This is a genomic window from Wolbachia endosymbiont (group B) of Xylocampa areola (genome assembly GCF_964028205.1).
In the GTDB taxonomy this organism is placed as follows: Bacteria; Pseudomonadota; Alphaproteobacteria; order Rickettsiales; family Anaplasmataceae; genus Wolbachia.
On the sequence record NZ_OZ034771.1, the window covers coordinates 881,771 to 908,598 of the forward strand.

General features: G+C 33.9%; 28 protein-coding genes and 1 pseudogene. 17 read left to right on the forward strand and 12 right to left on the reverse strand.

Annotated features, from left to right (window positions below; all coding sequences use genetic code 11):
- Window positions 1-37: 37 nt before the first annotated feature.
- The 6 genes from ABWU35_RS04305 to ABWU35_RS04330 all read right to left on the reverse strand — a co-directional run bounded on the left by ABWU35_RS04305 (window position 38) and on the right by ABWU35_RS04330 (window position 3,695).
- Window positions 38-571 carry an HK97 family phage prohead protease gene (locus ABWU35_RS04305; RefSeq protein WP_007302694.1) on the reverse strand — a complete coding sequence of 178 codons (534 nt, stop codon included), beginning with the start codon at window positions 569-571 and terminating at the stop codon, window positions 38-40.
- 175 nt (window positions 572-746) lie between these two features.
- Complete coding sequence (locus ABWU35_RS04310; RefSeq protein ID WP_019078576.1) at window positions 747-944, reverse strand: hypothetical protein; 198 nt, start codon at window positions 942-944, stop codon at window positions 747-749.
- A complete protein-coding gene (locus tag ABWU35_RS04315; protein ID WP_019078577.1) occupies window positions 931-1,059 on the reverse strand; it encodes a hypothetical protein in 129 nt (42 codons plus the stop codon). Before ABWU35_RS04315 ends, ABWU35_RS04310 begins: the two co-directional genes overlap by 14 nt.
- A gap of 264 nt (window positions 1,060-1,323) precedes the next feature.
- A complete protein-coding gene (locus ABWU35_RS04320; RefSeq protein WP_007302696.1) occupies window positions 1,324-2,184 on the reverse strand; it encodes a hypothetical protein in 861 nt (286 codons plus the stop codon).
- Between the two features lie 270 nt (window positions 2,185-2,454).
- Window positions 2,455-3,316, reverse strand: a protein-coding gene (locus ABWU35_RS04325; protein ID WP_265028085.1) for an IS630 family transposase whose coding sequence is annotated in 2 segments (ribosomal slippage) — window positions 2,455-2,992 and window positions 2,991-3,316 — 864 coding nt in all. Because the reading frame shifts where the segments join, the coding sequence is not laid out codon by codon here.
- Between the two features lie 28 nt (window positions 3,317-3,344).
- On the reverse strand, window positions 3,345-3,695 hold the full coding sequence (locus tag ABWU35_RS04330; RefSeq protein WP_353275888.1) for a hypothetical protein: 351 nt from the start codon (window positions 3,693-3,695) through the stop codon (window positions 3,345-3,347).
- 151 nt (window positions 3,696-3,846) lie between these two features.
- Here ABWU35_RS04330 and gap point away from each other — a divergent pair, with 151 nt between their 5' ends.
- From gap to ABWU35_RS06140, 4 genes and pseudogenes are all read left to right on the forward strand, one after another.
- Window positions 3,847-4,818 (forward strand): type I glyceraldehyde-3-phosphate dehydrogenase, encoded by a 972-nt coding sequence (gene gap, locus ABWU35_RS04335; protein WP_007302698.1) that lies wholly within the window; start codon window positions 3,847-3,849, stop codon window positions 4,816-4,818.
- 3 nt (window positions 4,819-4,821) lie between these two features.
- Complete coding sequence (gene tatC / locus ABWU35_RS04340) at window positions 4,822-5,580, forward strand: twin-arginine translocase subunit TatC (protein ID WP_149168864.1); 759 nt, start codon at window positions 4,822-4,824, stop codon at window positions 5,578-5,580.
- 147 nt (window positions 5,581-5,727) lie between these two features.
- Window positions 5,728-7,002, forward strand: a complete 1,275-nt coding sequence (locus ABWU35_RS04345) for a magnesium transporter (RefSeq protein WP_264685474.1) — start codon at window positions 5,728-5,730, stop codon at window positions 7,000-7,002.
- Window positions 7,003-7,187: 185 nt separating this feature from the next.
- Window positions 7,188-7,340: pseudogene (locus ABWU35_RS06140) on the forward strand (IS630 family transposase); the annotation flags it as partial.
- A gap of 160 nt (window positions 7,341-7,500) precedes the next feature.
- Here ABWU35_RS06140 and ABWU35_RS04350 read toward each other — a convergent pair.
- Entirely contained in the window at window positions 7,501-7,686 is a 186-nt protein-coding gene (locus tag ABWU35_RS04350) for a hypothetical protein (protein WP_214303414.1), read from the reverse strand.
- A 223-nt stretch (window positions 7,687-7,909) separates the two neighbouring features.
- Between ABWU35_RS04350 and ABWU35_RS04355 the strand changes: the two genes are divergently transcribed.
- From ABWU35_RS04355 to ABWU35_RS04375, 5 genes are all read left to right on the forward strand, one after another.
- On the forward strand, window positions 7,910-9,094 hold the full coding sequence (locus tag ABWU35_RS04355) for a hypothetical protein (protein WP_007302701.1): 1,185 nt from the start codon (window positions 7,910-7,912) through the stop codon (window positions 9,092-9,094).
- A gap of 157 nt (window positions 9,095-9,251) precedes the next feature.
- A complete protein-coding gene (locus tag ABWU35_RS04360; protein ID WP_007302702.1) occupies window positions 9,252-9,851 on the forward strand; it encodes a peroxiredoxin in 600 nt (199 codons plus the stop codon).
- On the forward strand, window positions 9,838-10,785 hold the full coding sequence (gene trxB, locus ABWU35_RS04365; RefSeq protein WP_213863721.1) for a thioredoxin-disulfide reductase: 948 nt from the start codon (window positions 9,838-9,840) through the stop codon (window positions 10,783-10,785). The genes ABWU35_RS04360 and trxB overlap by 14 nt, the downstream gene beginning before the upstream one ends.
- Window positions 10,786-10,876: 91 nt before the next feature.
- Window positions 10,877-11,386 (forward strand): ankyrin repeat domain-containing protein, encoded by a 510-nt coding sequence (locus tag ABWU35_RS04370; RefSeq protein WP_353275892.1) that lies wholly within the window; start codon window positions 10,877-10,879, stop codon window positions 11,384-11,386.
- Window positions 11,387-11,410: 24 nt separating this feature from the next.
- A complete protein-coding gene (locus tag ABWU35_RS04375; RefSeq protein ID WP_353275894.1) occupies window positions 11,411-12,559 on the forward strand; it encodes a hypothetical protein in 1,149 nt (382 codons plus the stop codon).
- Between the two features lie 143 nt (window positions 12,560-12,702).
- Here ABWU35_RS04375 and ubiB read toward each other — a convergent pair whose 3' ends face one another.
- Together ubiB and ABWU35_RS04385 are read right to left on the reverse strand one after the other, a co-directional pair.
- Window positions 12,703-14,124 carry a 2-polyprenylphenol 6-hydroxylase gene (ubiB, locus tag ABWU35_RS04380; RefSeq protein ID WP_012481747.1) on the reverse strand — a complete coding sequence of 474 codons (1,422 nt, stop codon included), beginning with the start codon at window positions 14,122-14,124 and terminating at the stop codon, window positions 12,703-12,705.
- Complete coding sequence (locus ABWU35_RS04385; RefSeq protein ID WP_007302706.1) at window positions 14,121-14,852, reverse strand: metal ABC transporter ATP-binding protein; 732 nt, start codon at window positions 14,850-14,852, stop codon at window positions 14,121-14,123. The genes ubiB and ABWU35_RS04385 overlap by 4 nt, the downstream gene beginning before the upstream one ends.
- Between ABWU35_RS04385 and ABWU35_RS04390 the strand changes: the two genes are divergently transcribed.
- The gene (locus ABWU35_RS04390; RefSeq protein ID WP_007302707.1) at window positions 14,844-15,719 is read left to right on the forward strand and encodes a zinc ABC transporter substrate-binding protein; all 876 of its coding nucleotides are present in this window, start codon (window positions 14,844-14,846) and stop codon (window positions 15,717-15,719) included. The two genes, ABWU35_RS04385 and ABWU35_RS04390, sit on opposite strands and share 9 nt — an antisense overlap.
- Before the next feature lie 359 nt (window positions 15,720-16,078).
- Here ABWU35_RS04390 and ABWU35_RS04395 read toward each other — a convergent pair whose 3' ends face one another.
- Together ABWU35_RS04395 and rpmG are read right to left on the reverse strand one after the other, a co-directional pair.
- On the reverse strand, window positions 16,079-16,375 hold the full coding sequence (locus tag ABWU35_RS04395) for a hypothetical protein (protein ID WP_007302708.1): 297 nt from the start codon (window positions 16,373-16,375) through the stop codon (window positions 16,079-16,081).
- A 709-nt stretch (window positions 16,376-17,084) separates the two neighbouring features.
- The gene (gene rpmG / locus ABWU35_RS04400; RefSeq protein WP_012481745.1) at window positions 17,085-17,285 is read right to left on the reverse strand and encodes a 50S ribosomal protein L33; all 201 of its coding nucleotides are present in this window, start codon (window positions 17,283-17,285) and stop codon (window positions 17,085-17,087) included.
- 149 nt (window positions 17,286-17,434) lie between these two features.
- Between rpmG and ABWU35_RS04405 the strand changes: the two genes are divergently transcribed.
- From ABWU35_RS04405 to ABWU35_RS04425, 5 genes are all read left to right on the forward strand, one after another.
- Window positions 17,435-19,183, forward strand: coding sequence for an Rne/Rng family ribonuclease (locus ABWU35_RS04405; protein WP_007302710.1), 1,749 nt, complete (start codon window positions 17,435-17,437; stop codon window positions 19,181-19,183).
- 73 nt (window positions 19,184-19,256) lie between these two features.
- Entirely contained in the window at window positions 19,257-21,170 is a 1,914-nt protein-coding gene (gene dnaK / locus ABWU35_RS04410) for a molecular chaperone DnaK (protein ID WP_019236356.1), read from the forward strand.
- Window positions 21,171-21,242: 72 nt separating this feature from the next.
- A complete protein-coding gene (locus ABWU35_RS04415; protein WP_012481743.1) occupies window positions 21,243-21,527 on the forward strand; it encodes a BolA family protein in 285 nt (94 codons plus the stop codon).
- Window positions 21,528-21,534: 7 nt separating this feature from the next.
- Window positions 21,535-22,767: a cystathionine beta-lyase gene (metC, locus tag ABWU35_RS04420; RefSeq protein ID WP_012481742.1), complete on the forward strand. Its 1,233-nt coding sequence runs from the start codon at window positions 21,535-21,537 to the stop codon at window positions 22,765-22,767.
- On the forward strand, window positions 22,736-24,298 hold the full coding sequence (locus ABWU35_RS04425; RefSeq protein ID WP_017532610.1) for a Mur ligase family protein: 1,563 nt from the start codon (window positions 22,736-22,738) through the stop codon (window positions 24,296-24,298). The genes metC and ABWU35_RS04425 overlap by 32 nt, the downstream gene beginning before the upstream one ends.
- 358 nt (window positions 24,299-24,656) lie before the next feature.
- On the opposite strand, the gene miaA is transcribed toward ABWU35_RS04425, so the two are convergent.
- The gene (miaA, locus tag ABWU35_RS04430; RefSeq protein ID WP_019236354.1) at window positions 24,657-25,550 is read right to left on the reverse strand and encodes a tRNA (adenosine(37)-N6)-dimethylallyltransferase MiaA; all 894 of its coding nucleotides are present in this window, start codon (window positions 25,548-25,550) and stop codon (window positions 24,657-24,659) included.
- Between the two features lie 75 nt (window positions 25,551-25,625).
- On the opposite strand from miaA, the gene ABWU35_RS04435 reads away from it, so the two are divergent.
- On the forward strand, window positions 25,626-26,096 hold the full coding sequence (locus ABWU35_RS04435; protein ID WP_019236353.1) for a hypothetical protein: 471 nt from the start codon (window positions 25,626-25,628) through the stop codon (window positions 26,094-26,096).
- Between the two features lie 139 nt (window positions 26,097-26,235).
- Entirely contained in the window at window positions 26,236-26,823 is a 588-nt protein-coding gene (locus ABWU35_RS04440; protein WP_007302717.1) for an L-threonylcarbamoyladenylate synthase, read from the forward strand.
- The last annotated feature ends 5 nt before the right edge of the window (window positions 26,824-26,828 follow it).

Genomic DNA, 26,828 nt, shown 5'->3' on the forward strand with positions numbered 1-26,828 from the left:
ATATAAATGTTAAATTGTGTGAAAATTTTTATAGATTTTAAGTAGAAATACACATGTTCGTAAGCACAGAATTTGCTTTTTCTATTGCTCTTGCTAACATTTCTTGTTCATTGTGCTGATTTTTCACGTTGATTACCTGAGCTGCCAAATTTGCAGGGAAAGTGACCAAACTAACTTCCCATAGCTCCACTTGTTTTAACACTCGAGCTCCGCTTTCATGATCAACATCATACTCTATTGGTATATAGCCAATCGAAAGCCCGTTAATAGTTCCAGTTTTGAGCATTAAATATGCTTCCTCTGCTTTTTGAATACCAAAAAGCAAATGTGCAGTTATATATAGGCCAATATCATTTTCGCAAATATCCGTAATATTACCTATAGGCTCGCTCGGATTGTGCTGCCAAAGAAGTTTTATCTGACTTTTATTTAAGTTATTCTTAAATGCTCCTGGTAATATCAGATCATTTTGCTTATCAACTATATTAAAAACGCTCGCATAGCCAGAAAATACTCCGTTTTCTTCTATGCTTTTTATTGATAATGGTGAATAGAGAAATTTCTTATTCATAAGTCCTCCTTGTAAATTATGGTATTGGGTTTGCCAGCGCTCTGAGCCAGCTTAAAATGTTGTATAGATTGTTTTCCTATATCTCAGGATGAGTATAAGGCACTACAATATAATTCTATTGTATGCAGTGCTTTGAAAATGTGGAAGTACTTTTTTAGTTATAAAATTTGTCATTTTATATACATAAGGGTAGGGTTTGTTGCACATTGGGTTGTTCAACAGCAGCGTTTTCCAGATTTGTAGAAACAGCTTCGTTTGTAGCTTTTCCTAGAAGGAAGCCAAATCCCAATGAAACAGCGGCTATAAAACCATTCATTAATGACTCTGTCCATGTTTCTCCCTCGTATTCTTGATAGATTTTAGAATATATCATTATTGGCTTCATTCGGGTTTAAATTTCTTCCCAACTCTTCTGATGTTTTCTCCCCAGCATCTTGGGATTTTGTTGATGAACTTTTCTGTAAGTTTTCTAATTCTTGTGCGTCCATCAACACCTCACTATTAAAGCTTAAGTACAAATTATACAGCACTATAATTGTTTAGTCAAGGTAAATACTAGTATATTAAGTAAATATTTACTATATTAATATGATTGCTTAAATTCACAACTAATTGTTTGGGGGAATAAAAAGATTGTGTTTTGTAGGTGATTTTCGTAGCGGAAGGTATTACCCCAGTTTTACAACACCCGGGGTAACGATAAAGAAGGAAGTAGGGAAAGTTATTTATAATAGTTTGAAGCTATTACAAGTTTATATGCTCTGTCCTTGAATATTTGTTTGTTCAATAGTAGTACTTTCCAAATTTGTGGAGATAGTAGCAAACATCCTTCTCGCTAAAGCCGTTGACAATGCAGCACCAATTCCAGCTCCAGTTGCAGCTATAAAACCAGGGCCTAATAATTCCATATTTGTTTCAGTGCTGCTGCTAGTTATATTGTTAATTAACATCATCGCGCCTGCTCCTAAAGCTGCTACTAACCCAATCCTTGACGGTTTACTTGTTGCATCAAGAGAATATTGTACTACTTCTCTAAGCTCTGAATTACTGTTTTTTAACGCTACTGCTATTGATGCTGGTAACATGACCATTATTGGCATGGATAATAGTCCTCCAAGTGTTGCACCAATAATTTCACTCGCTTTTGATTTTCCAAGATTAACTCCTAGATTAACTCCTAAGGCTGTTATACCTAATACTCCAATTGAGGTGATAATCCTTACATTTCTCTCTTCCATTTCTCTCACATGCGCCTCATATTGTATTGTAGCTTCTGCTACCGCTAACCCAATACTATTTGGTTGCTGTGGAATCTGATTTACTCGCCCTAACTCTTGTGAAGTTTTCCCTCCAATACTTTTGACGGCATCTTCTAAGTCTAATAACGATCTGTTATTTAACCTTACGTTATCTTGACTATCACAAAAGACAATGTAGTCTAAAATTGTCATTCTCAGATTATTCATTTCTATATCATCATTAATATGATCTTTTAATATACTTATAATCTCTAATGCTCGCTCCTTCATATCTCTTTCTTCTTCTGCACTAGCTGGTGCAAGTATGAGAAAAATTATTCTAAGCAACTCTAGTTGTAAGTTTTTTAAATCCATAATAATTATCATTAATATTGAGTTAAATAATATAGTACTATAATTACTTAATTAAGATTTATATTAATATATTAAGAAATAAGCACTAAAAAATGATATCCTTAGTCGTAAAATACAAAAAGAGCGGAGCACCCAGTGCCACAACACTGGATAACGATAAAGAAGGAAGTAGAGAAAGTTATATGTAATAGTTTAAAACTATTACAAGTTTATATGCTCTGTCCTTGAATATTTGTTTGTTCAATAGTAGTATAGCTCTTCTCATAATAGTCAGAATAAAAAAGCAGAATCAACAGCTTGACGGAAAGACTTAAAAATAGGGATATTTTTTCTAGCTCTGTTCTTTATAGCAAACCACTGATGCTCAATTTTGTTAAAGTCTGGAGAATATGGAGGAAGATAAAGAATTTCAGCACCAACTCCTTTAGCAAGATTATCTATTTTTTTAGATTTATGAAAAGTAGCGTTATCAAGAATTACAGTTTGGCCAGACCTTAAAATTGGAGTTAAAAACTGCTCAAACCAAGCCTCGAAAACATCCTTATTGCAATATCCTTCAAAGGTCAATGGAGCAATGATTTTCTCTTTATTTAGAGCTGCAATCATACTGACCCGCTGAGCTTTTTTACCTGATTTTAGTGAATGAAACCTCTCTCCTTTTCTGCAGTATCCGTATGGGTAGTCTTCTGTATTATCTATTCCAGATTCGTCAATATATACAAGATTTTCATGACGTTTTGTTGCTATAACCTTTGAAAAGTGAGCTCGCTTCTCTTCATTTCTTTCTTTATATCCGTAGGTCTTTTTTTCTTGTAAATCCAATATTTTTAAGTGCACGGTGAATCGTTTGTCTACTGATATTGCCCCAGAGTTTAGCCATCTCTGACTGAGTTTTGCCACCATGGTTTTTTGCAAATTTGGTAAAAACATTCCAGTCAGTAATTTTATGGTTATATCCTACGCTTCCAGGCTTTTTTGACTGAAAATCTCCCGTTTCCTTACGTCTTTTCTGCCACTCATATAGAGTTGTTTTTCCAATTTTAAATCTCTCGGCAACATTTGCTCTACTTTCTCCTTCATCCAATGCTTCCATTGCTTTTTTCCTTAAGTCGTAACTATACGCTGCTGGCATACAAACCCCACTACCATAAATCCATATCTTAACTTGTTTGGATTATTATGAGAAGAGCTATACTTTCCAAATTTTGTAAAGATTCAAATTCTTCTTGCATATCCAGTATGTCTTCTATTACTTGCTGATCTTCATCTCTTTCTTCTAATTGAAATGCTGCTGCTTCTTGAGGTGCTTCTAGCAGTTTTTTTAATATTTCTGTGCGCAGTTTCTCTGTTATTGATTTCCACTGTAGCATTACTAGCATTTCATTTTGCAGCACTGACATTTTCTGTAGTGTTTTCACTTTTTCTGACAGTCCTTTATTTTCTTTTTGCAATGCTTCTATTTTTCTTTGCTGATACTGATTATCTGAATTTGTCATTGGTAATCCATGCATAACCTACTCCAAGTTAAAATTTAGACATTATTAATTAAGTGATACAGTTTCTTTAGTCAATCAATATATTATAACATTAGGATTAACAACTAAAAGAATAGAATGAAATATCAGGCAATATTCCGTATAATTAAACTTTTAAGATGGAAAAATGACAATTCGTGTAGGAATTAATGGTCTTGGTAGAATAGGCAGAAGTGTATTGCGTGCTATTTTTGAAGTAGAAAACTATAGCGAGCAAATAGAAGTTGTGGCGGTAAATGGGTCACTCAGTGCTGAGCAGCATGCACATTTGATTAAATATGACTCTGTTCATGGCAAATTTAACGGCGATATTGATTTTAACGAGTCTGAAAATTGGCTATCTATAAATAGCAGGAAATTTTCTTTATATAGAGAACGTAGCCCTGAAAATATTCCTTGGAATGTTGATGTAGTACTTGAATGCACTGGTGCATTCAACAAGCGTGCGGAAGCAGCAAAGCATAATGCAGAGAGAGTAATTGTCTCTGCTCCAGTTTCAGATGCTGATGTAACTGTAGTTTACGGCGTAAATAACGATATGCTAAAAAAGGAGCATAAAGTGATCTCAGCAGGTTCTTGTACTACAAACTGTCTGGCTCCGATTGTACACATTTTACACTCCAATTTAGGTATAAAAAGCGGTTTTATGACCACTATACATGCCTATACGAATGATCAAAATATTCTTGATGGCAACCATAGAGACTTACGTAGGGCAAGAGCTTGTGGCCTTTCTATGGTGCCAACTACAACTGGAGCAGCAAAAACAATTGGTTCTGTTATTCCTGAGTTAAAGGGTAAGCTAGATGGTACTGCTATTAGAGTTCCGGTTAGCAACGTTTCTATGGTTGATTTTAAATTTTTAGCTGATAAGAGAGCAACAACTAAGGAAATAAACGAAATATTTAAGAATTCAGCAAATCATGTGCTTTCCGTATGTAACGAGCCTTTAGTTTCAATAGACTTTGTCCATAACCCTTATAGTGCAATTGTGGATTTAGCTGGTACATATGTCACAGGTGATATCTGTAGAGTTGCAGCATGGTATGACAATGAATGGGCTTTTTCACTGAGAATGTTAGATATAGCGTTATTGTAAAGTATGAACGAAAACTCACAAAAATATGCTTCATTTTATGAGCACTTTGCGGAACTTAGAAAAAGGGTTATTTTTTGCTTTCTATTTTTTTGTGTTACCTTCGGGTTTTGTTACTACTTTAAAGAAAATATATACCGCTTTTTACTTGCACCTTTAATAGAAGTTACAAAAGATAGTGATGATTTTTCTCTAATCTATACAGACTTAACAGAAGCGTTTTTTGTATATCTCAGGGTTGCAATAATGAGTGCACTGTTGTTTTCTTTTCCTGTGTTTGCATGGCAATTCTATATGTTTCTAGCACCTGGCTTATATAAAAGAGAAAGGGCGGTGTTATTGCCATACTTAATTGCAACACCGGTTTTGTTTGTAACGGGAGCCGCTGTAGTTTACTACTACATATTTCCCTTAGCCTGGAAATTTTTTATTGCTTTTGAACATAGCGGTAAATCTTTCGGTATACCAATAGAGTTTATGCCATCAGTTAGTGAATATTTAGACCTTGTTCTTCAATTCGCGTTCGCTTTTGGTACTGCATTTCAAATTCCAGTCATACTAACCTTAATGGTGAGAGTAGGGCTAATCACTGCACAAAGTTTGTCAAATAAACGGAGAATTGCGATAGTGGTAATTTTCATTATTGCTGCAATCTTAACTCCACCTGATGTACTAAGCCAAGTAGGGCTTGCAATACCAATGCTGGTATTATATGAGCTGTCTATTCTGATATGTAGATATATTGAGAAGAAAGCAAAGGATTGAATCAAGAATATTATTTATAAACAAAGAATGAGCACCAGAGCACTTTTTCTTGTTTGAGTGTTTTTGGCACCACAGTATTTTATTGACTTATTTACTTAAATGTATAATAATTAAAGTATATTATTATTTTGAATAGGAGAATTTTATATGCCAAAATATGAAGAATTAAACGAAACACAACAAGAATTATATGGTAAGTTACAGGCTGCGATGGAAGAACATGAGAATATTATTGATCTTCTTACAGGATTTTCAAAAGAGGATTTGGTGAAAATTCTTACTACTGTGAAATGTATAGAGTTGAAAGATGGTGAAGAACATACTCTAACACCGCTTGCCTACGCTATAAATCTTAAGAACTCGTTAAGTAGTCAGAGATATATTACAAATATTCTAAGTGTAGCTAAAGATAAAGATATATTAGAAAAAGTTCTTACTACTGCGAATATAAAGATCAAGCTCTCAAATGGTCAAGAATATACTTTAACACCACTTGTCCATGCTATTATTCTTGATAAACAGAGAGGCATTCAAGCTATCCTAAATGTAGCTAAAAGAAATAGTATATTAGAAAAAGTTCTTACTACTGCGAATATAAAGCTCAGGTCTTCAGGTAATCACGAATATACTCTAACACCCCTTACCTATGCTATAAATTTTACTAATCAGGAAGCTAGTCAGAAAAGTATTAAAGCTATTATAGATGTAGCTCAAGATAATGATATGTTAAAAAAAGTTTTCGCTAGTATAAAAAAAGATCATCTTAACAAAACCAAGAATATTTTAGAAATACTAAAAAATCAAGAGCAAGATGAAGAGCAAAAAGCTAAAATTGATGGTTGGCTAAAAATACTTGCAAAGAGCATATCTAGTTGTGAAAGTAAAGATGATCCTAACAAAAAAATGCACGATAGAGTTAAGGAGATATGTGAAAAGCAAGAGCAAGAGGATTGGAAATTAACCCTTGAAAGGATCGTGCCTAATCACAAAAATAAAGATATTTATTATGATGTACTTAAGGAAATTTTAGACTCATCATCAAAAGATCCACAGCAAATTGCTGATAGGCTAACAGTACTTAAAAAGATCATTTCTGGTTGTGAAAGTCAGGAACAATCTTTAGTAGATGAAAGCAGCATACCTAAAACTGAAGGAAATATAACTAAAGATACAGTAAAAACTACTAATAAACCAATAATAATTGGCTGTGTTTGTGGTGCCATAGCTGCATTGGCAGTTGGGTTAGGATTGTATTTTGGTGCTGCATTACCGATATTGACTATGATTGGCATAGCTATGGCTGCTGCTGTACTCACTGGACTTGTTGCTGGTGATATTACATATAAAATGTCAAAGCCTAGTGAGGATTTAAATAATGTTGATTTATTATCAGAACAAATTTATTTGAGTCTAGGCGTGTAACAGTAAGGAAGAAGATAATTCTTCCTTTTCTCAAAGTTTTTTTTGTTGATCATATATTCACAGAATTAAGTTCGATAGGTTGCTGTGTAAAAGATTGGGAAGTAGTTTTGTTAGTGTTGAAAATTATAGCTCTTTTCCTAATAGTCGGAACATGATGGAATAGGTAAAGTAGCGAGGAGATATAAATGCCAGCAGCATATAGTTATGATTTAAGGAAAAAAGCATTGGATGTAGGGGAAAGTAGAGCATTTGTAGCCAAGAAGTTTAAAGTTAACATTCTATGAATGGCAAAAAAGTGCAAGAAAATAGGCGATTTTAAATCAAAATGTAGATCCAATAGAGCGTGATTGATATCTTGCTAGTAATAGTGTAACAGCTTTTATTAAGATATTTTTTTGCCATACGGCAGCAATAACAAAGTTAGAAAATTGATGGCTGAATATGTTGGCATTGATAAACAGTATATTATGCTTCAAGCAATATTTACTTTAGTAGCTTCTACAACTTTTTTAGTATAGCTTCTCCTTGGTGCTGTGTACCAACAGCAGTATTTGCACTTGCTACGTGTTTCTTTGTTAAAAATGCTGTACATGCTGCATTTTCTGCAAAAGAACTTTCTCCTGAGTTTGCCGAAATTATTACTGAAAAAGTAGTAAATAATGTTGAGCTCAATGCAGAAGACAACTCTCAATCGAGAAGCTACTTGTATGAGACTGTGTTATATAGCGAAACTAGATTTCACTTTTACACACCTAGATAAGGGGTAAAAGCAGATACTAGAATGACGAAATCGTTATTCTGCTACGCATTATCGCCGTATAACTATAGCTATATATGAACTAAAAAAGTAATATTCACTAGATCTTAATATTTTAGATCTATATTTCAATAAAATATTACAATTAGTATGAATGATCCATTTAAAAGTGAGGATTATAAAAAAAATCTCGATTCTCTGATCAAAGCTATAAAGCTAGGGAATTCAGAGAAACAATATGGTAAAACAGTAACAGATTTATCTCATGCTTTAGAGGGTTTTACAGATAAGGCAGAAGATGTAGCTAAACTTGTTATACGTGATGACTTGAATAATTGTGTAAAGAAGGCAAATAAAAAGCCATTAATTCTTAGGATATTCAATAGAATATTAGGAAGAGATGTTTCGATTAGGAATATAAGTAATTTTATAAAAGATAAATTGCCTCCTTCAACTGCTAGAACAGCAATCGAATATACAGATGTTATTCAAAAAATTTCAGATTTAGAGCGAATAGAAAGAAGTCAAGATAAATATAGGTCATATGGAATAAATTTAGAAAATAGACAGCAAAAGAAAAATCTCTTATATGAGCGAGAAGATTCAGGTTATGGAGGTTCATTAAACGAAGATCCTGAGTATGAAGAAATATCAAATTATCAAGAGGAAAAGAGCAAATCTTTAACAAAAGATTTGCGTAATCTACAATCAATTAAAGAGGAGCCGATTTATGCAACAATTCCTAAAGAACATATAGAAGCAAAAAGAGAAAATAGGAAGAAACAACAACTTCAATCTCTTGCACCACCAAAACCACCAAGAGTACCACCAGTACCAGAGAAAATGTTTACTATCAATCAAAAAATTAGACAAGAACCGAAAAAAGATAAACCTGCAGTACCACCAAAGCCTAAAGATTTAGGCGAAAAAGTAAGCACAGAGCAAAAAATAGTAGTGGAAAAATCAGCTGAGAGTAACCCTACACTACCACTAAAATCTGAAAATCAAGATGGTAAAGAATCAGCAAAAAAAGCTGATGGACCAAAAGTACTAGTAGTTGCTATGAAAAAAGAAGTGACTCGCGAGAGTAGTAAAGTAAAGGCATTAAAAGAAAGATTTGAGCGAAATCAAGTAAAGAACGTGTTGCCTGCTGAAAACAAAACTGCTTCAGTAACACAAACGGATATCAGTGTGAAGAGAAAACAATCTCGTTCATTTCCAGTAGGGAATAAAAAATCTTCGATCAACCATCTTGCCAGCAAAAATTTACCTTCCACGAATGTAAGTGTAAAAGAAATGGTTAAAAAATTTGAAGGGAGAAAAGGTGAAAGATAGTAATATTTGGGTATTTCCCTACTCATGAAAATTAGCTCTTATCATAACATTTTCACAGCCATAAGAGGAAGTTTTTATAAGATTGGGGCTAAAGAAAACTTGCATGTAAATGTATCAAGGTATAAAATTATAAATATTAAGAATGAATAGGTTAGTTATGAATCTTGTAACAAAATCCGCTATCGATTTTACTGCTTCGGCTGTTCTTGCTAGTGGAAAAATAGTTGATGATTTCTGTTTAAGTAAACATATAAAGGATAAGTATGCTGTCCTTTTTTTCTATCCACTTGATTTTACTTTTGTCTGTCCAACTGAGTTGATATCATTTAGCAACAAAATAGAAGATTTTTCAAAACGTGATGTTGAAGTGATAGGAATAAGTATAGATTCAAAATTTTCACACTATAAATGGCGAAACACTCCAGTTAATGATGGTGGTATTGGAGAGGTTAGCTACAATTTAGTGTCTGATATCAAAAAGTCTATATCAAGAGACTATGGGGTCTTATATGATGACTCAATTGCACTAAGAGCAACTTTTGTTATTGATGATAAATTTGTTGTACGTCATCAATCGATAAATGATTTTCCTTTAGGGCGTAATATCGATGAATTCATTAGAATCATTGATGCAATAAAACATAATGAAGAGCATGGTGAAGTATGTCCAGCAGGGTGGAAAAAAGGCAAGCCTGCGATGCAGGCAAGCGATGAAGGAGTGGCTGATTATCTAAACTCACACAGTGCAGAATTATAAATTGAGTACAAAAGTTCTTATTATTGGATCTGGAGCAGCGGGTTATGCTGCTGCTATATATGCAGCACGTGCAAATTTAGAGCCAATTGTAGTAACAGGAATGCAACCTGGTGGTCAGCTTACAATTACTACGGATGTTGAAAACTATCCAGGTTTTATTTCTATACAAGGTCCAGAACTCATGGAACAAAAGAGGTTGCATGCAGAGAAGGCGGGAGCAAGAATAATAGACGATGAGATAAAAAGTGTAGAACAACTTGAGGATTCTAATGAGTATAGATTTAGATCTTGTGGTAATGCTAGTGACTACTATTCGAATGCAATTATAATCGCAGCTGGTGCGCAAGCGAAGTGGCTTGGCCTGGAGAGTGAAAAGAAATTTCAAGGTTACGGAGTTTCGGCATGCGCAACTTGTGATGGTGCATTTTTTAGAAATAAAGTTGTAGCTGTGGTTGGTGGTGGAAATACTGCTGTTGAAGAAGCAATATTTTTAACTCGATTTGCTAAGGAAGTTATACTGATACACAGGCGTGATAACTTAAGAGCAGAGAAAGTAATGCAAGACAGGCTCTTTAAAAATGATAAGATAAAGGTAATATGGAATCATACCGTAGAACAGGTTCTTGGAGAAGAAAATCCAAAAAAAGTTACTGGCATTACAATTAAATCGACGAAAACCAATACAGTTCAGGAATTAAAAGTGGATGGAGTGTTCATTGCAATTGGGCATGCGCCAAATACAGGTATTTTTAAGGGCTTTGTTGAAATGGATCAGCAAGGTTATATAATTACGAAACCTGGAACAACTCTAACCAGTAGGGCAGGGGTGTTTGCCGCTGGCGATGTTCAAGATAAGGTATATCGCCAGGCAGTAGTTGCAGCAGGTACAGGGTGCATGGCTGCACTTGATGCAGAAAAATTTTTGGAATCATAATTAGTTCTAAAATTTTTAACTAAATTACTTGCAATTTTCTTTGTTTTTTTTATAATTATGTTAATAAATTATAGGTTGAGGAGAATTTAGTATGCTTTCGGGAAGTAATGTAGATTTTAGAAGAAGGGTTGTTAGTGATGTAGGATTACGAACTCAAAATCAAACAACTTCAGGACAATCAACAACAAAATTATTTAAAGCTATTGATGATGAAAATCTAGGGGATTTTAAGCGAGCTCTGGCAGAAGGTGCGAATGTTAATGCGTTTGATGAGGGATATACACCATTAATGACTATTATCATGGGTGGTGATGATAGTCCTACAAACTTAAAAATGATGACTTTGCTTTTACAGCACCAGAATTTAAATGTTAATATTCAAGAAGCTAAAGAACTCAATACAGCTCTACATCTAGCTTTTCGTATGGAAAATAGGAGTTTCGTACAGATGTTACTTAGACATCCTGAATTGAATCCAGTCATTAGAAATGATTATGAAGATCGTTATGGGAGCAGAAAAAGTTACACTCCTAAAGAATATATTGAACAAATTGGGAGAGAGCAGGAGAAAGATTTTTCACATCTTACAAAAGAAATATAAAAAGCACAAACAGGAAAACAATTATTGAATGCTCTTTCTCATGGAAATTTCCATGAAGCAAAAAGACTATTAAATGAAGAATTCAACCCTAATTGCTGGAAAAGAAATTTCAATGGAGAAATAGAAACGCTGCTTAGCCTGATTATCAAATCATGTTTACAAGGAATAACACAAGATAACGAGGAAGTATTGACTAAACTTTTAGAACATAAAGACCTAGATTTTAATCAAATAAAACCGATACCAGCTATAGAGCAAAATCCATGGGTGAAGAAAATAATTGAGCAAGTTATGAAGGAGCGATTAACTGATGTTATTAATAAAAAAGATTTGGATGATGTAAAAGAATTAGTGGAAGATAACTGCTTCATAAATAGTGAAATTGTCATTGCTCTGTTGAGGAATGTTAATAATCCAATTGAATCTATTAAAAATTATCTCAATGAGAAATTTCCTGCAAGTATGGAACAGCCTTCAGCAAATGTACATAATGTTGCCCCGGAAATAAACGACGATTTGATTGCTCAAGAATTGCAGCAGCTCGAAAACCTTAGAGATGAGCTTGAAAGAACAAGAACTCAACTTAGAAAAAAAGAGCAAGAGTTGGGTAGGGTTGTAAGTGAAAGAACAAGAGACACTAACAAAATTTCACAGTTAGAAAGGGATTTTAGGCAGGAAAGATCAGCTCAGCAAACAAGGATTAACACTCTCACTGATCAAGTAGCTCGACTTACTAGAGAAAAAAGTCAACTTAAAAACCTTAGAGATGAGCTTGAAAGAACAAAAACTCAACTTAGAAAAAAAGAGCAAGAGTTGGATAGGGTTGTAAGTGAAAGAGACACTAACAAAATTTCACAGTTAAAAAGGGATTTTAGTCAACAGAGATCAGAACTTCAAACTCAAAATCAAGACTTAAATAACAAAAACAGAAAACTTTCAGAAGCAAGCATTTATAATAGAAGGCAAAGTAACTATGCCTCTGCCTCTTTTGTGTTATCTGGAGCGTTTGCTATTGGTGCATGTTTAACAATATCGAATTTAGAAATATGTATTTCACTTGCTGTAGCTGCATTTGTCTTCCTTACAATTGGATGCTACTGTTCATATAAAGCAAGTACAGTACTGAGTGATGTGATAAGCACTGAATTTGGTAATGTTATCAGTTTAAGATAGAGTTAAGGTTTTTACTTCTTGTCTAAACTCTTCTGAAAATTTTTGTACATCCTGAAAATACCTTGATAATTCGAGTGAATGTAAACCTGAGTGGTTTCAAGACTGAAATAGTTGTTGTAAACTTGCTTCTATTATCTTTTAGTTCAAGAAATTAAAAGTTTAACGATGAGAATTATAATTACAGACCAAAGTAAAAAGTAGGCTTTTCCATTTGATTTATTTTTCACCTGTAATTTTTTGTCAGCTATTAGGTTTAATTTTTCTATAAGGCTAAATATTCCCTGAATTGCTTTTATGGGATAAGAGCTTTTAATTTTTTCCCTATACCCTATTTTACTTTCATGTTGATTGTTTATCCATGTTTCAACTACTTTCCACATATTGATTTCTGGATAGACTTTCCTACATGTTCCTTCTAATAAAATCATAGTTTTCTGCAGCAATAACAATTGTGTTTGAACTTTCATATCAAAATCACCAGTTATTTTTAGTAGCTGAGTAAGTAATCGAGCAAATGAAATCTTCTGTATAGGCTGTCCAACAATGGGCTCACCTATTGCTCTGCAAGCTGTAACAAAATTTCTATGCTGTGATGGAACATAACCGGCTCTAAAGTGCATTTTTGCAACGTGATCATAATCCCTATTTAAAAAGCCTTTGAGTATCTCTATAACGTAATAGCATGTCTCACGATCTATTCTACCCATGATTCCACAATCCAGGGCAATAATATTGTTATTACTATCGATCATTAAATTTCCAGGATGCATATCAGCATGAAAAAAACAATCCCTATATACCTGATTACAAAAAGATTCTATAAGATTGATAGCTATTTGCTTTCGGTTATTCAGCTTTTCAACTTCGTATATTGGTATAGCTTCCATCCATTCTAATGTTAAAACCTTTTTTGAAGTTCTACTCCAATCTATTTCAGGTACGTAGAAACCTCTGTCATGTTTAGTATTTTCCTTCAGTTCCGAAGAGTGGGCAGCCTCAAAGCGTAGATCTAACTCTAATCGGCAAATTTCAGCAAAAGTTTTGACTAATTCAACTGGCTTCAGCCTTTTTGATTGTTCACTAAATTTTTCTGCAATTTCTGCAAGCCAAGAAAGCATTTTTATATCCCTTGAGAATGTTTTCTCAATATTTGGCCTCAAAACCTTTACAGCAACTTCCTTACCCTCAATTGTAACTGCTCTATGCACCTGAGAAATTGATGCTGCTGCAATTGGCTTTTCAGAAAAACTTGAAAAAATATCGCTTAATTTACAATTAAACTCACTTTCTATAGTTTTAACTGCTATTTTATACGAAAATGATGGCAATCTATCACATATCAATAGCAAGTTATTTGTTATGTCCTCATTTAAAATATCAGTGCGTGATGAAATGGATTGCCCAAATTTAATGAACACCGGACCTAATCTTTCAAGAGCACGCTTTAGTTTATGACCTTGTATTTTATTTATTGATTTTTTTGATGGTGGAAGTAAATAAGGTAACACATTGTAGCGTGTTAGCACTGTAGTTATTTGCAGAAGACGTAGAATATTTTGAATCATTTCGCTGCGTAACTGCCAAATATTTCATTTATCTCCATAATTTCATCAGGTTTACCTTGATAATAGATAGTATTATTTATGCAAATTATGTAATCTGAGGATGGTAGAGCAGAGTTAAGGTCATGAGAAGTCATGAGAATCGACACTGATCGTTCTTTTGCGATTTTATTTATAATATCATAAAATTTAGATCGTGCGTTAATATCCATTGCACTGACTGGCTCATCTAAAATGATCAAATCAGATTCTGAAATTAAACAGCGTGCAAGCAGCAGTAATTGTGTTTGTCCTGCAGAGATTTCTAATACTTGATTTTTTAGGATGTTACCGATACCAACCAATTCTATTGCTTCTGTAACAATGGGTTGATTTTTCTTCAATTTCTTCGAGGAGCTATTGAAAAGGAAAGACTCAACTGTTATTGGCATCAAATTACCAATACTAAAATTTTGTGGCATATAGCTAATTTTTATATTGTCAGCGAATACAATACTGCCAATAAAACCTTTATTTATACCAGCAACTGCTTTCACTAAAGAGGTTTTACCTCCGCCATTTGGACCAAGTATTGTAACTATATCTCCTCTTTGTACTGATATGTTGATATTATCAAGAACTTTTTTGTTACCGTATGAAAGAGTAAGGTTTTCTATTTTTAGAATGCAGTTATTGACACTACTTAATTTTTTGGCAAAAATTGACTTCTTCTCAACATTTATATGAGACATTTACTGTTTTTTTTTCTATTACTTTCATTTACATTATACTACAATAGTGCCTTTTCATCCAATTTAAAAATTGTAGCTACAATCAAACCTATACACTCACTTGTAGCTTCTGTTACAGATGGAATTTCAAAGCCAGAACTACTAATGTACGAAGTAGTGTCTGAACATAACTACATGCTCAGGCCTTCAGACGCAAGTAAATTAGAATCTAGCAATATTATATTTTATATCGATGATTCTTTGGAAACATTCATTAAAACTTTCGCTAAAGAAAATAAGAAGTTAATACCGCTATCAAGTGCAATCGATCTACTTCCTGCTCGAACACATTCATTTTCTAGTCACATTCAAGATGAAAAAGATTTGCATATTTGGCTGAGTCCTGAAAATGCAAAAAGTATGATACTTTCTATCAGTGCAACATTATCTAATATAGATAAAGAAAATGCCTATCGATACAATACTAACGCAGAGGAGGCTATAAGAAAGATAGACCAAGAAGTAGAAAAAATTACGAAAGAATTGGATGAGTTAAAAAATCAAAAATACATAGTTACTCACGATGCTTATCAATATTTCGAAAAATATTTTGATTTAAGTTACCCAAGCGCCATTCTTTCTATAGAAGAAGATTCTTACATAGGTATGAAGAGTTTAATGAAATTAAAAAAGGTAATGAAAGAGGAAAACGTTAAATGTATTGTTTCTCATTCACGAGAGGATAGCATAAAGCCTAATGTCTTTTCTAGTGACGTAAAAATGGTGATTCTTGATCCTATTGGATCAGATGTAGAGCCTGGAAAGGATGCATATCTAGATATAATCAGCAGCATTGCACAAAATTTCAAGTCTTGTTTCACTGAGTAATGAGTTCTTTTATCTATTCAGATAGCATTGCAAACTTAGTGCTTTCTATTCCAATCACAACTATACCGACATTATCTACCAGAAGTATATCATCCCAGTCTGGGATTCAGTTAAGTTGGTAAGCATAAAAATATTATGTTAAAGCACAATGTTCTTGATGAGATTAGGGCAAGCCAATGTCAGCTACTTGAATGACACCATTTGCTATGCCCTCAAAAATGAATGCTCGTACAGCTGTGTGCCAGCTACTTGCATCTGCTATTTTTACTCATAATTATCTTGCCTGAACGAACTTAAATTCAAGTAGTTAATCATAGAAACAAAAAAAAGAAGATAACCAATATCTTCTTTTACTCTAATTAAAAAGACATTGAATTGTAATTGTCTATTTCATCTGATATAAGCGATAATTTTATGCTCTCAAAACGGAGATTACTTGCAATATCTGTTAACTGTTCACTAAGTGTTACTTTTTCTGGTGAATGGTGTTCAGGAGCTTTAATATTTCTATTACAGTCAGCCTTACACCAAGATCTATTAATTTTTGTCAATAAATCATTACCCTCGTATTTATTTTCACACTGTCTGTGGCACAAATTAAGTAAATCAACACCATGCAATGTCAATGAAGCAGAATCTTGTGTAAATTTTACCATAATATAATCCTTAATCTTATTATATCTATATTAACATATAAATGTGAATATTATACTAATATAGTTACTTTTTATGGCAAGTGGTTTTTGGTTATTTTCTAAACTTTCTTTATAAAAACCATAGGCGCCTATTGGTTTTTAGCTAAAGTAAAGATCAAGTATCTGGAATTCTGGACATAAAATCCTCCTGTGTAAAAAAGATTAGAAAAAAAGTGCGGCGCACATACGACAGAGATTAAGTATGTGTGTGCACCTACGTACGCTGAAGAAGATACGCCACATTTTTTAATGAATTTAATGAAAAAAGTCTGCAGATAAAGATAAATTTTGAGCTCTTAAAATATCTTTTACTATGATTATAGTCAGATTTAAAATATGCGCAAGCAATTTTTTTCTGTAAAAGTTTAACAAAAGAATTCAAAAGTTTGTGAACAACCTCTAAGTGTATGGTCCCAGAGTGTGATGGTATATAGACTATCTGGATCATTTAAAGTGTCAGATCAAGTCCCATTTAAGCAATAAAAAGACCAGATCAGGACAAAAACGCTACCATTTTCAGCCCTTATTCAGGTGGCTCAATTTCCCGTAACTTATATAAGTTACCGTAATCTTTCAAAACCTCAAACAGACTTTCTCTAATGCAAAACAGTATAACTAGTGAGCAATAAGCTACACTCCTTTTAGCTGTAAGCTTTGCATGATAATATACTTACTTTAATTTTTCTTCTTTAAATAATACGTGTCTTCTGACCACTGGGTCATACTTCCTAAACTCGAGCTTCTTGGGAAGGTTCTTAGGATTACGTTTTTTTACACAAAAATAGCCTGTTAGTTTCTCTTCTCCAGTTTTTGTTGTTTTAGTTGCAGTGCTAACTAGCTTGACAAGCAAAGAAGCATTTTTTTTCGCCATAATTGTTAGTGACATAATAAACTCTATGCAAGTTTATTACGCAAAACACTGAAAGTCAACCCAATAATGCAGATCGCAAAATTCTTGACAATCAATAATATATTAAGTAGTATAAGAACATTTCAGAATGAAAAGTAGACGGTAAATAAGTGGTGAGTGATGGCAAAAGGTTATTGTTGATAGAAAGTACTACCTGTTCTAACGAGGTAAGGGTTGCCCTACTAGTTAATGGTAGGGTTGTAGAGTTTGAACAAGAATTCAAGGAAAAAAAACAATTAAGAGGTAATATATACGTTGCTTATGTAAAGCGTATAGAGCCTGCTTTGCAGGCCGTGTTCATTGAGTATGGAAAAAATAAGCAAGGTTTTTTGTCTTTTTCTGAGATATCTCTAAATTACTTTAATATTCCAGAAAAAGAGAAGGAAATTTTCCCTGATGAAGACTATTCGAGCGGTGTGGACTGTTCAAATGATAATTGCACAGAAGAAGGCCTAGATTCTACAGCTAGTAATGAATCCAGCAGTGGTTTTGTGAGGGGGGTACCTTTACATAGAAAATATAAGTTACAAGATGTGATTTCAGTAAATCAAAAGTTATTAGTTCAATTAACTAAGGAAGAACGAGGAAATAAAGGAGCTTCATTTACAACATACGTAACTTTGGTCGGTAGATACTGTGTTTTCATGCCCAATTCCATAAGTAGGGGTGGAGTATCTCGCAGAATTGAAGATACCAACGTTAGAAAACAGTTAAAGGATATATTAAATTCAATAAATTTACCAAAAGGCTCAGGTTTAATAGTAAGAACTGTTGGTGCAGGAAAAAGTAAGAAAGAAATTGAGCAAGATTACAATAATTTGACCTTATTATGGCAAAATATTCAGCAAAACTTCTCTTCTTTAAATGTTCCATCATTAATTTACAACGAAGCAGATGTAGTTATGAGATCTGTACGTGACTTTTGTAGTAATGATACAGAAATTATAGTATCTGATAGAGAAGTTTGTGAAGCGGTAAGAAAATACACTAAAAATGTGTTACAAGGAAAATTGCGTCCTAGATTATATAGAGGTTCTGTTCCAATCTTTACTTACTATCGAGTCGAAGATCAAATTTCTGAATTATATAGCAATAGAGTAGAATTGCCATCTGGTGGGTCTTTGGTGATAACCTTAACTGAGGCATTTGTTTCAATAGACGTAAATTCAGGGAAAATGACAGGAGAAGATAACATAGAAGAAACAGCTTATAGAACTAATATGGAGGCATTATCTGAAATATCAAGGCAAGCGAATCTCAGGGGCTTATCAGGGTTAATAGTTGTTGATTTTATTGACATGTTGAAACTTGAGTATTGCAAAAATGTTGAATTTGCTATCAAGCAGGCGTTTAAAGATGATAAAGCTAAAGTTCAATTTAGCTTTATCAATGACTTTGGTTTAATGGTCTTTTCAAGACAAAGAATTAAACCAAATATACAGGAAATTAATACTACAGAGTGCTTACACTGTAAAGGTATTGGAAGAGTGAAATCAAACGAAGTGGTTGTTGCATCGATACTAAGGGATTTGCAACATATTGCTAATAAAAATCAAAATAAGTCCTTTGATTTAATAGCACGCAGTGCAGTTATAGCGCACATTTTTAATAATAAGCGTGATATGGTTTCTACAATCGAAAAAGAGTTCAATATTACATTAAATGTTAGTATTGATAATAGTTTAGATGCAGATACATTTATTTTAAAGCAAGGAGACCATATTAATTTTAATGATTATAAGCCATTGCAGAATTCTGGATGTCAAATTGTGAATAGCAGGGATAAAGAAGCTGGTAAACTACCGGGCAACTTTTGGTTAACTAAATGGCTTTCGCGCCTTTTGGGCTCTAACAACTAAACGGGACTTGTAATTAACGAGTTTTATACTTATATATTTTACATCAGATAATATTTAAAAGGGAGTATTCATTATGGGAAGAGCAATAGGTATAGATCTTGGAACAACAAATTCTTGTGTTGCAATAATGCAAGGCAAGGATGCAAAAGTAATCGAGAATAAAGAAGGAGCAAGAACTACTCCATCTATAGTTGCATTTACTTCATCTGGAGAAAGGTTGATTGGCGCTCCAGCAAAAAGGCAAGCAACTACCAATGCAAATAATACTTTTTTTGCAACTAAGAGATTGATAGGTCGCCAATATAGCGATCCTGAAATGAAGAATCTAGGTGTACCGTATAAGGTATTTGCAGCAAAAAATGGTGATGCATGGGTTAAAACAACTGATGGTAAAGAATACTCTCCTAGTCAAATTGGTGCATTTATACTACAAAACCTGAAAGAAGCAGCTGAGGCTTATCTTGGGGAAGAAGTAAAGGATGCTGTGATAACAGTGCCGGCGTACTTCAATGATTCTCAACGTCAAGCAACAAAAGATGCAGGAAAAATTGCTGGATTAAATGTCCTCAGAATAATTAACGAACCAACTGCTGCAGCACTTGCTTATGGTCTTGATAAAAAGCACGGACACACAATAGTAGTGTATGATCTTGGTGGTGGTACATTTGATGTTTCAGTTCTTGAAATAGGTGACGGAGTTTTTGAAGTAAAGGCTACAAATGGTGATACTCACCTTGGAGGGGAAGACTTCGATAATGCAGTAGTAAATTATTTACTGGGTGAATTCAAGAAAAGTAATGGCATTGATTTGAAAAACGATCCAATGGCTATGCAAAGAATCAAAGAAGCTGCAGAAAAAGCAAAGGTAGAATTGTCAAGTGCAATGGAAACAGAAGTAAATCTACCGTTTGTTACAGCTGATGCAAGTGGCCCAAAACACTTAAATATGAAGCTAACAAGAGCAAAGCTTGAAAGTTTAGTGAATGATTTAATTGAAAGGACTATAATTCCTTGCAAAAAAGCTCTTGAAGATGCTGGTTTGTCTGCTAGTCAAATTGGTGAAGTAGTTCTTGTTGGTGGCATGACTCGTATGCCAAAAGTCATAGAGAAAGTTAAAGAATTCTTTGGCAAAGATCCACACAGAGGGGTTAACCCTGATGAAGTTGTAGCAATTGGAGCTGCAATACAGGCGGGAATCATTCAAGGTGATGTAAGAGATGTATTACTACTTGACGTAACTCCACTTTCTCTTGGTATTGAAACTCTAGGGGGAGTGTTCACTCCACTTATTGAACGTAATACTACTATTCCCACAAAAAAATCTCAGGTGTTTTCAACTGCAGAAGATAACCAAACAGCCGTTACAATTAAGGTACATCAAGGTGAAAGAAAATTGGCGATTGATAATAAACTGCTTGGTCAGTTTAGTTTAGAAGGAATACCACCTGCTCCTCGTGGGGTTCCTCAAATTGAGGTGACATTTGATATAGATGCAAATGGAATAGCGCATGTTTCTGCAAAGGATAAAGCTACTGGAAAAGAGCAAAAAATACGTATTCAGTCTTCAGGTGGTTTATCGGAGGATGAAATAAATCGGATGGTGAGAGAAGCTGAGGAAAAAGCACAAGAAGATGAAAAGCGTAAGAAATTTATTGAAGTGAAGAATCAAGCGGATAGTTTAGTTCATTCTACAGAAAAATCTTTGACAGAATATGGTGATAAAATTTCTCCAGAAGATAAATCTGCTATTGAGAATGCAGTTAATGAATTAAAGGAAGTTAGTAAGTCTGATAATATTGATGATGCTGATTCAATACAACAGAAGGTTACTAATCTTTCTCAACTTTCTATGAAGCTTGGAGAAGCTATGTATAAGGAATCTCAACAACAACAAGGTGGAGAAAGCTCATCCACAACAAATAATGAGGAAGAAAAAGTAGTAGATTCTGATTATCAAGACATGGATAATAAAGAAGAGAATAAGTAATTCGATTGTCATCCCAGTGCCCAGATACTGTGGGATGACAAGAGGAGCGTATTGTTGCTTAAAGGAACTATTGTGGATATTATTAAGACAATAGAAGAAAAATTACGCGATTCAATAGGTGTAATTGATATTAATATTATCGATGAATCAGCAAAGCATGTAGATCATTATTTTGTTTCTTCTTCGACACTACCTTCACATATCAAATTAGTATTAATATCTAACGACTTTTCTGGAATGAGCTCTTTAAAGAGGCATAAATTGATCTATGAATTATTAAAGAGTGAAATAGAGCGATTACATGCGATTTCTCTTCACTTGTATACGCAAAGCGAATACAATCTAAAAAATAAATAGTAGAAACGTGAGAGAAGAGTCTTTATTAGTTAAAGCAGGAAGAAAATTTAATGATTATAAAGGGTCGATGAACCCACCAGTTTATCATTCTTCTACTATATTATTTCCTACTTACAAGGACTACTTAAATGCAGCAAATGGAGAAAGTATATACGATGTAATCAATGATGGTGTTGCAAGGGATTACAGTTACAGTAATGTTGGTACGCCTACTGTTCATTATTTTTCAAATGCACTGGCTGAAATTGAGGGTAGGGGACAAGCACTCATCTACCCTTCTGGATTATTTGCACTTACTTTTGCTATTTTGACTTTCACTAAAGCAGGTTCACATGTCCTGATACAAGATAATAGTTATTATAGGCTAAAGAGATTTGCCGAAAATGAGCTACCAAAAAGAGGAGTAGAAGTAACTTTTTATAATCCGACACAGGATATAACTGATTTAGTTCAGAGTAATACTTCACTCATCATGATTGAGACTCCTGGTTCTATAACGTTTGAGATTTCAAATATAGAGCATATAGTAAAAGTTGCTAAAGCACGTGGAATCGTAACCGTTTGTGACAATTCATGGGCCACTCCTTTGTTGTTTAAGCCGCTTGATTATGGAATTGATGTTGCACTATACGCGGTGACAAAGTATCTAGCCGGTCACTCAGATTTAGTGATGGGAGCTATGGTTGCTGAAGGTAAAATTTTTAAATTGCTTTATGAGAGCTATAAAAATTATGGAGTCACCATTCAATCGCATGACTGTTACCTTGCACACAGGGGACTTAGAACACTGCAAACACGCATGAGGAAGCATCAAAGTACAGCAATGCAAGTAGCAAAGTGGCTGGAAAAACATCCAAAAATCAAAAAAGTCTTATACCCCGCACTTTTTTCCTATTCTCAGCATGATTTATGGAAAAGTTATTTCAAAGGGGCAAGTAGCGTATTTAGTATAGTACTCGATAGAGAATATTCATGTGAGGAACTAAGCTGCATGGTTGATCACATGAAAATTTTTGGCATCGGTGCTTCTTGGGGAGGATGTGACAGTTTGATATTACCAATAGAACATAGATCTATGTCAAGATCTGTAATGAATTCAGATTATGGTGGAAGTTTTGTGCGAATATTTTGCGGACTAGAAGATCCTGAAGATTTGATTTTTGACTTGAATACTGCATTAATAAGACTGCCATGTTCAAGTGTTAAAGATGATTGTGAGACTGAAAGAGCTACTGCATAACATTGTAAATGCTGACTTTGATATTGAAATCAAAGGCGTCACATGTAATCCTAAGAGAGTTAAAGAAGGTTACCTTTTTGTTTGTGTGTCAGAAAGGAGTAAAGAACACGTAACATGTCTTCCTAATGGATGTGTACACAACTGTGTAGACGTTGTAATACAAGGGGCCAAGAAAGATGTCATCCCAGTGCTCAGACACTGGGATCCAGAAAATTTAATTGTAAACAAGCATACTAGACAATTGTATAATGAAAACTGGATTCCAGTGTCCGCTACTCGAATGACAAGTACTCCAAGTTTTGCAGTGCTTTACCACTCGGACCCTCAAGGAATATACAGTGAAATAGTCAGCAGGTTTTATCAATTCAAACAACCTAAATATGTTGCTGCTGTAACTGGTACGAATGGTAAAACTTCAGTGGTGGAATTTTGTCGCCAGATTTGGCAAGATAATGTAGCGTCTATAGGAACACTGGGAACATGTGTCAATAATAATAGAAAAGATAATAGCCTTACAACGCCAAGTGCAGATGATCTTTATTCCACATTGCGTGACATAAATAATAAGAACGTAGAACACTTAGCATTAGAAGCTTCAAGCCATGGAATCGATCAATACAGAATCCATGGACTCAGGCTCAATGCTGCAGCTTTTACTAATTTCTCTCAAGATCATTTGGACTATCACAAAAGTATCGATGAGTATTTTGAGGCCAAGAAAAGGTTGTTTGATGAGGTATTGCCAAAAGAAAAAACAGCGATTTTAAATGCAGATATAGGCGAATATGGAGAGTTGCTCAACATAGCTGAAAAGCGTGGCAACAAAGTTATAACCTATGGAAAAAAAAACTCTGACATTACTTTATTAAAGCAGATACCCACTGCCAATGGTCAATACCTGACAATTCAAATCGGTGATGAAATTTATAACGCATTTTTTCCGATTTTTGGGCAATTTCAAGCATATAATTTGTTGTGTGCAATCGGTATAGTTATTTCATCTGGTATGGACTATCAAAGAATGTGTATAGATAAACTCGCTTCTCCATCTGGAAGAATGGAAAAAGTGAACACTTTTGCATTTGTCGATTACGCTCATACTCCAAGTGCACTCAAACAAGCTCTGTTGTCTTTAAAATGGCACTTCAATAAAAAGATAGTTCTAGTGTTCGGTTGTGGCGGGAATCGTGATCAAACAAAACGTGCAGAGATGGGTAAAATAGCACAAATGCTTGCAGGTAAAGTTATAGTCACAGATGACAATCCGCGTGATGAAGATCCGGGGAAAATTCGTCACGATATTTTGTTACATTGCCCTGATGCACTGGAGATAGGAGATAGAAAAAAAGCTATAGAGAAAGGTATAAATATAGCACATGATGAAAATATGATTCTGCTAGTTGCAGGAAAAGGACATGAAAGATTCCAAATAATAGAAGGCCAAGCCCTTGAATTTAGTGATGTTGAAGTTATTAGAGAGGGCCAAAAATTTGCTACTGCTGTTTTGCTCTCTCCTTCATCCAATGCCTGAATGGCTTTTTTCCTTAAGTCATAACTGTACGCTGCTGGCATTTTTACCTTCTTGTTACACTAAATCACTATCTTATCTTGTTCCTACTATTATGAGAAGAGCTATACAAGGATATGAAAGTGGAGATTGTGGTTACAAGATTAGTGAGAGAATATAGAAAAATTTAGGATGAAATATTGCGTGATATAGTTCATTTAGTGATAAAGGCTCTTACAGGTATAGTAGCGCTTCATAAGTAAGAATATTTTTACAAAGAATTTAATAATCACAATTTAGGCAATGATGAAAGTTCTTTAAGAAAAAAGTTTAATACTATCAAGAAAAGTTTGCATAGGCATAGCAATATAATACATAATAATCAAAATATTCCAAATTCTGTCAATTTATTTGCACAGTCAATCACTTGAGAATTCGGAAATTGATTTTTAAACCAAGTGTACTGGCGTTTTGCATAATGCCTTGTGTTTGTTTGAGCAATCTGTATTGCTTCGTCTAAAGTAATCTCCCCTTTTAAGTATCTTATAATTTCTGGTACTCCATGTGCTTTCATAGCTGGCAAATGTGGAGATGGGTTCATGCTAAGTAGGTTTTTTACTTCATCAATTGCTCCATTTTCAACCATTTCAATAAAACGAGAATTTATTTTTCGGTATATATCCTCACGTTTAGGTAGAATTGTATATACCTTAAAATTATTGAACAAAGGAGGCTGTCTATTTTCTTGCCATACAAAGATTGTCTTGCCAGTTTCAGTGATAACTTCAAGTGCTCTTGAGAGGCGATGTGAGTCATTAATAAATATTTTACCTTGAATCCTTGGATCTTTGCTTAGCACTAATTTGTAGAATTCCTCTTTACTTAAATTTTTTCTAAGTTCATTTACGTTTTCTCTCACTTCCTGGCTTATTTGTGGAATCGATGATAATCCCTTGATTAAGCTGCTAATGTAAAGCCCACTTCCTCCAGTGATGATCGGTATTCGTGAATTTTTCAGCGCGTTGTTAACTTCCCTATTTAAATCCTCTATCCATAAACCTACGGAATAATTTTCTCTTGCTGAAACATAACCGTATAGCCTATAAAATTCTTTCTGCTTTGGTGGTTGAGCAGTAATTACGGGAATCTCTTTGTATACCTGCTTTGAGTCACAGTTTATTATGCTAATGTTTTTATGCTTTTTTATCAAGTTATCGCATAATTCTGATTTACCTGAGGCTGTAATTCCTGTAATAATTACTATATTATCTTTCATTTATATTAATTTAACTAACCTATGATAGGGTGTAGTAAAAATTTGGATTCTACAATCTAAAATTTGGAGACTTTTATGGCAGAAAATGATAACGATAACTCGTTTACTAAGCGTTTTACAAATAGGACTTCTAATGAGACAAGAGGAGGTTTTTCCAGTAAGTATTCATCTCAAAATACCAAAGAACATGCACTAGGAGCAAAAGGAAAAATTTCTGAATTGGCAAACAAAAAAGCTGAAGCCAAGGAAGCTTTTTCTGAAAGTGGCGGCATAAAGAGTAAAAGCAGAACTATCAATGAAAGATCCTTTGCTGATGCAACAAGAAGAAGTAGATCAGATCTCATATATCTAGTTCGTGGTAAAGATCGAGGAAGATCAGCTTGGCACTATGTATTAGTTGATAAAGATAAAAGAGAAATGTTTCTGGCAAAAAGTAGAACTGGCTCTATAGATGTTGCAGATTATGGAGAGATTTTATATTCAGGATGGGGAGATGATCCACCACAGACGATAGTCGATAAAATCAATGAGGAGTTCGGATTGTAGTAAATCTGTTGTAAAAACGAGCAGTTGCTAATAAAATTTACTGTAAGTATACAACAGTAGCCATTTCGGTATCTTAATTGCTACCATATAGCGAGATAACTGTAAACCCAGAGCTATTGTAGACATAAGTTTTAGCTATATGGTATTTGAAGTAATAAATGCAATAAAAAATAATTTGTTAGCATGCTTTCCAACAGAGACAGTATATGCTCTTGCTTGTAATGCGCTAGGTAAAGAATCTATAGAAAAAATATACCGGATAAAGAAGCGTTCTCAAAACAAGCCACTCTCTATATTTGTTAGTGATGTTGATAGTTTGACAAATATAGCAAAGGTAAAAGAAGAATATATCAATTTAATAAACTACTTTTCTCCTGGACCAATGACCTATATTTTACCACTTCAAGATAACAGTATATTACCAAATGAGTTCTTTAAAGATAGTATAGGCATAAGAATTCCTGATCATCCTATTGCGATTTCAATATTAAATGAACTGAAAACTCCAGTAGTTGCAACTAGTATTAACATTTCAGGAGAAAAAAGTATATGCAAAGCAAGAGATATACCTCAGTCTATTAAGCAACACTTATCTGCAGTAATTGAAGATGATGAATTAGTTTCTGGTATAGAATCTACTATTATTGACTTAACTGGAGACAAGATTAAGGTTTTAAGAAAAGGTAAAATTTCATTACAAACAATAAATAACGAATTTTCAAACTAAGATCT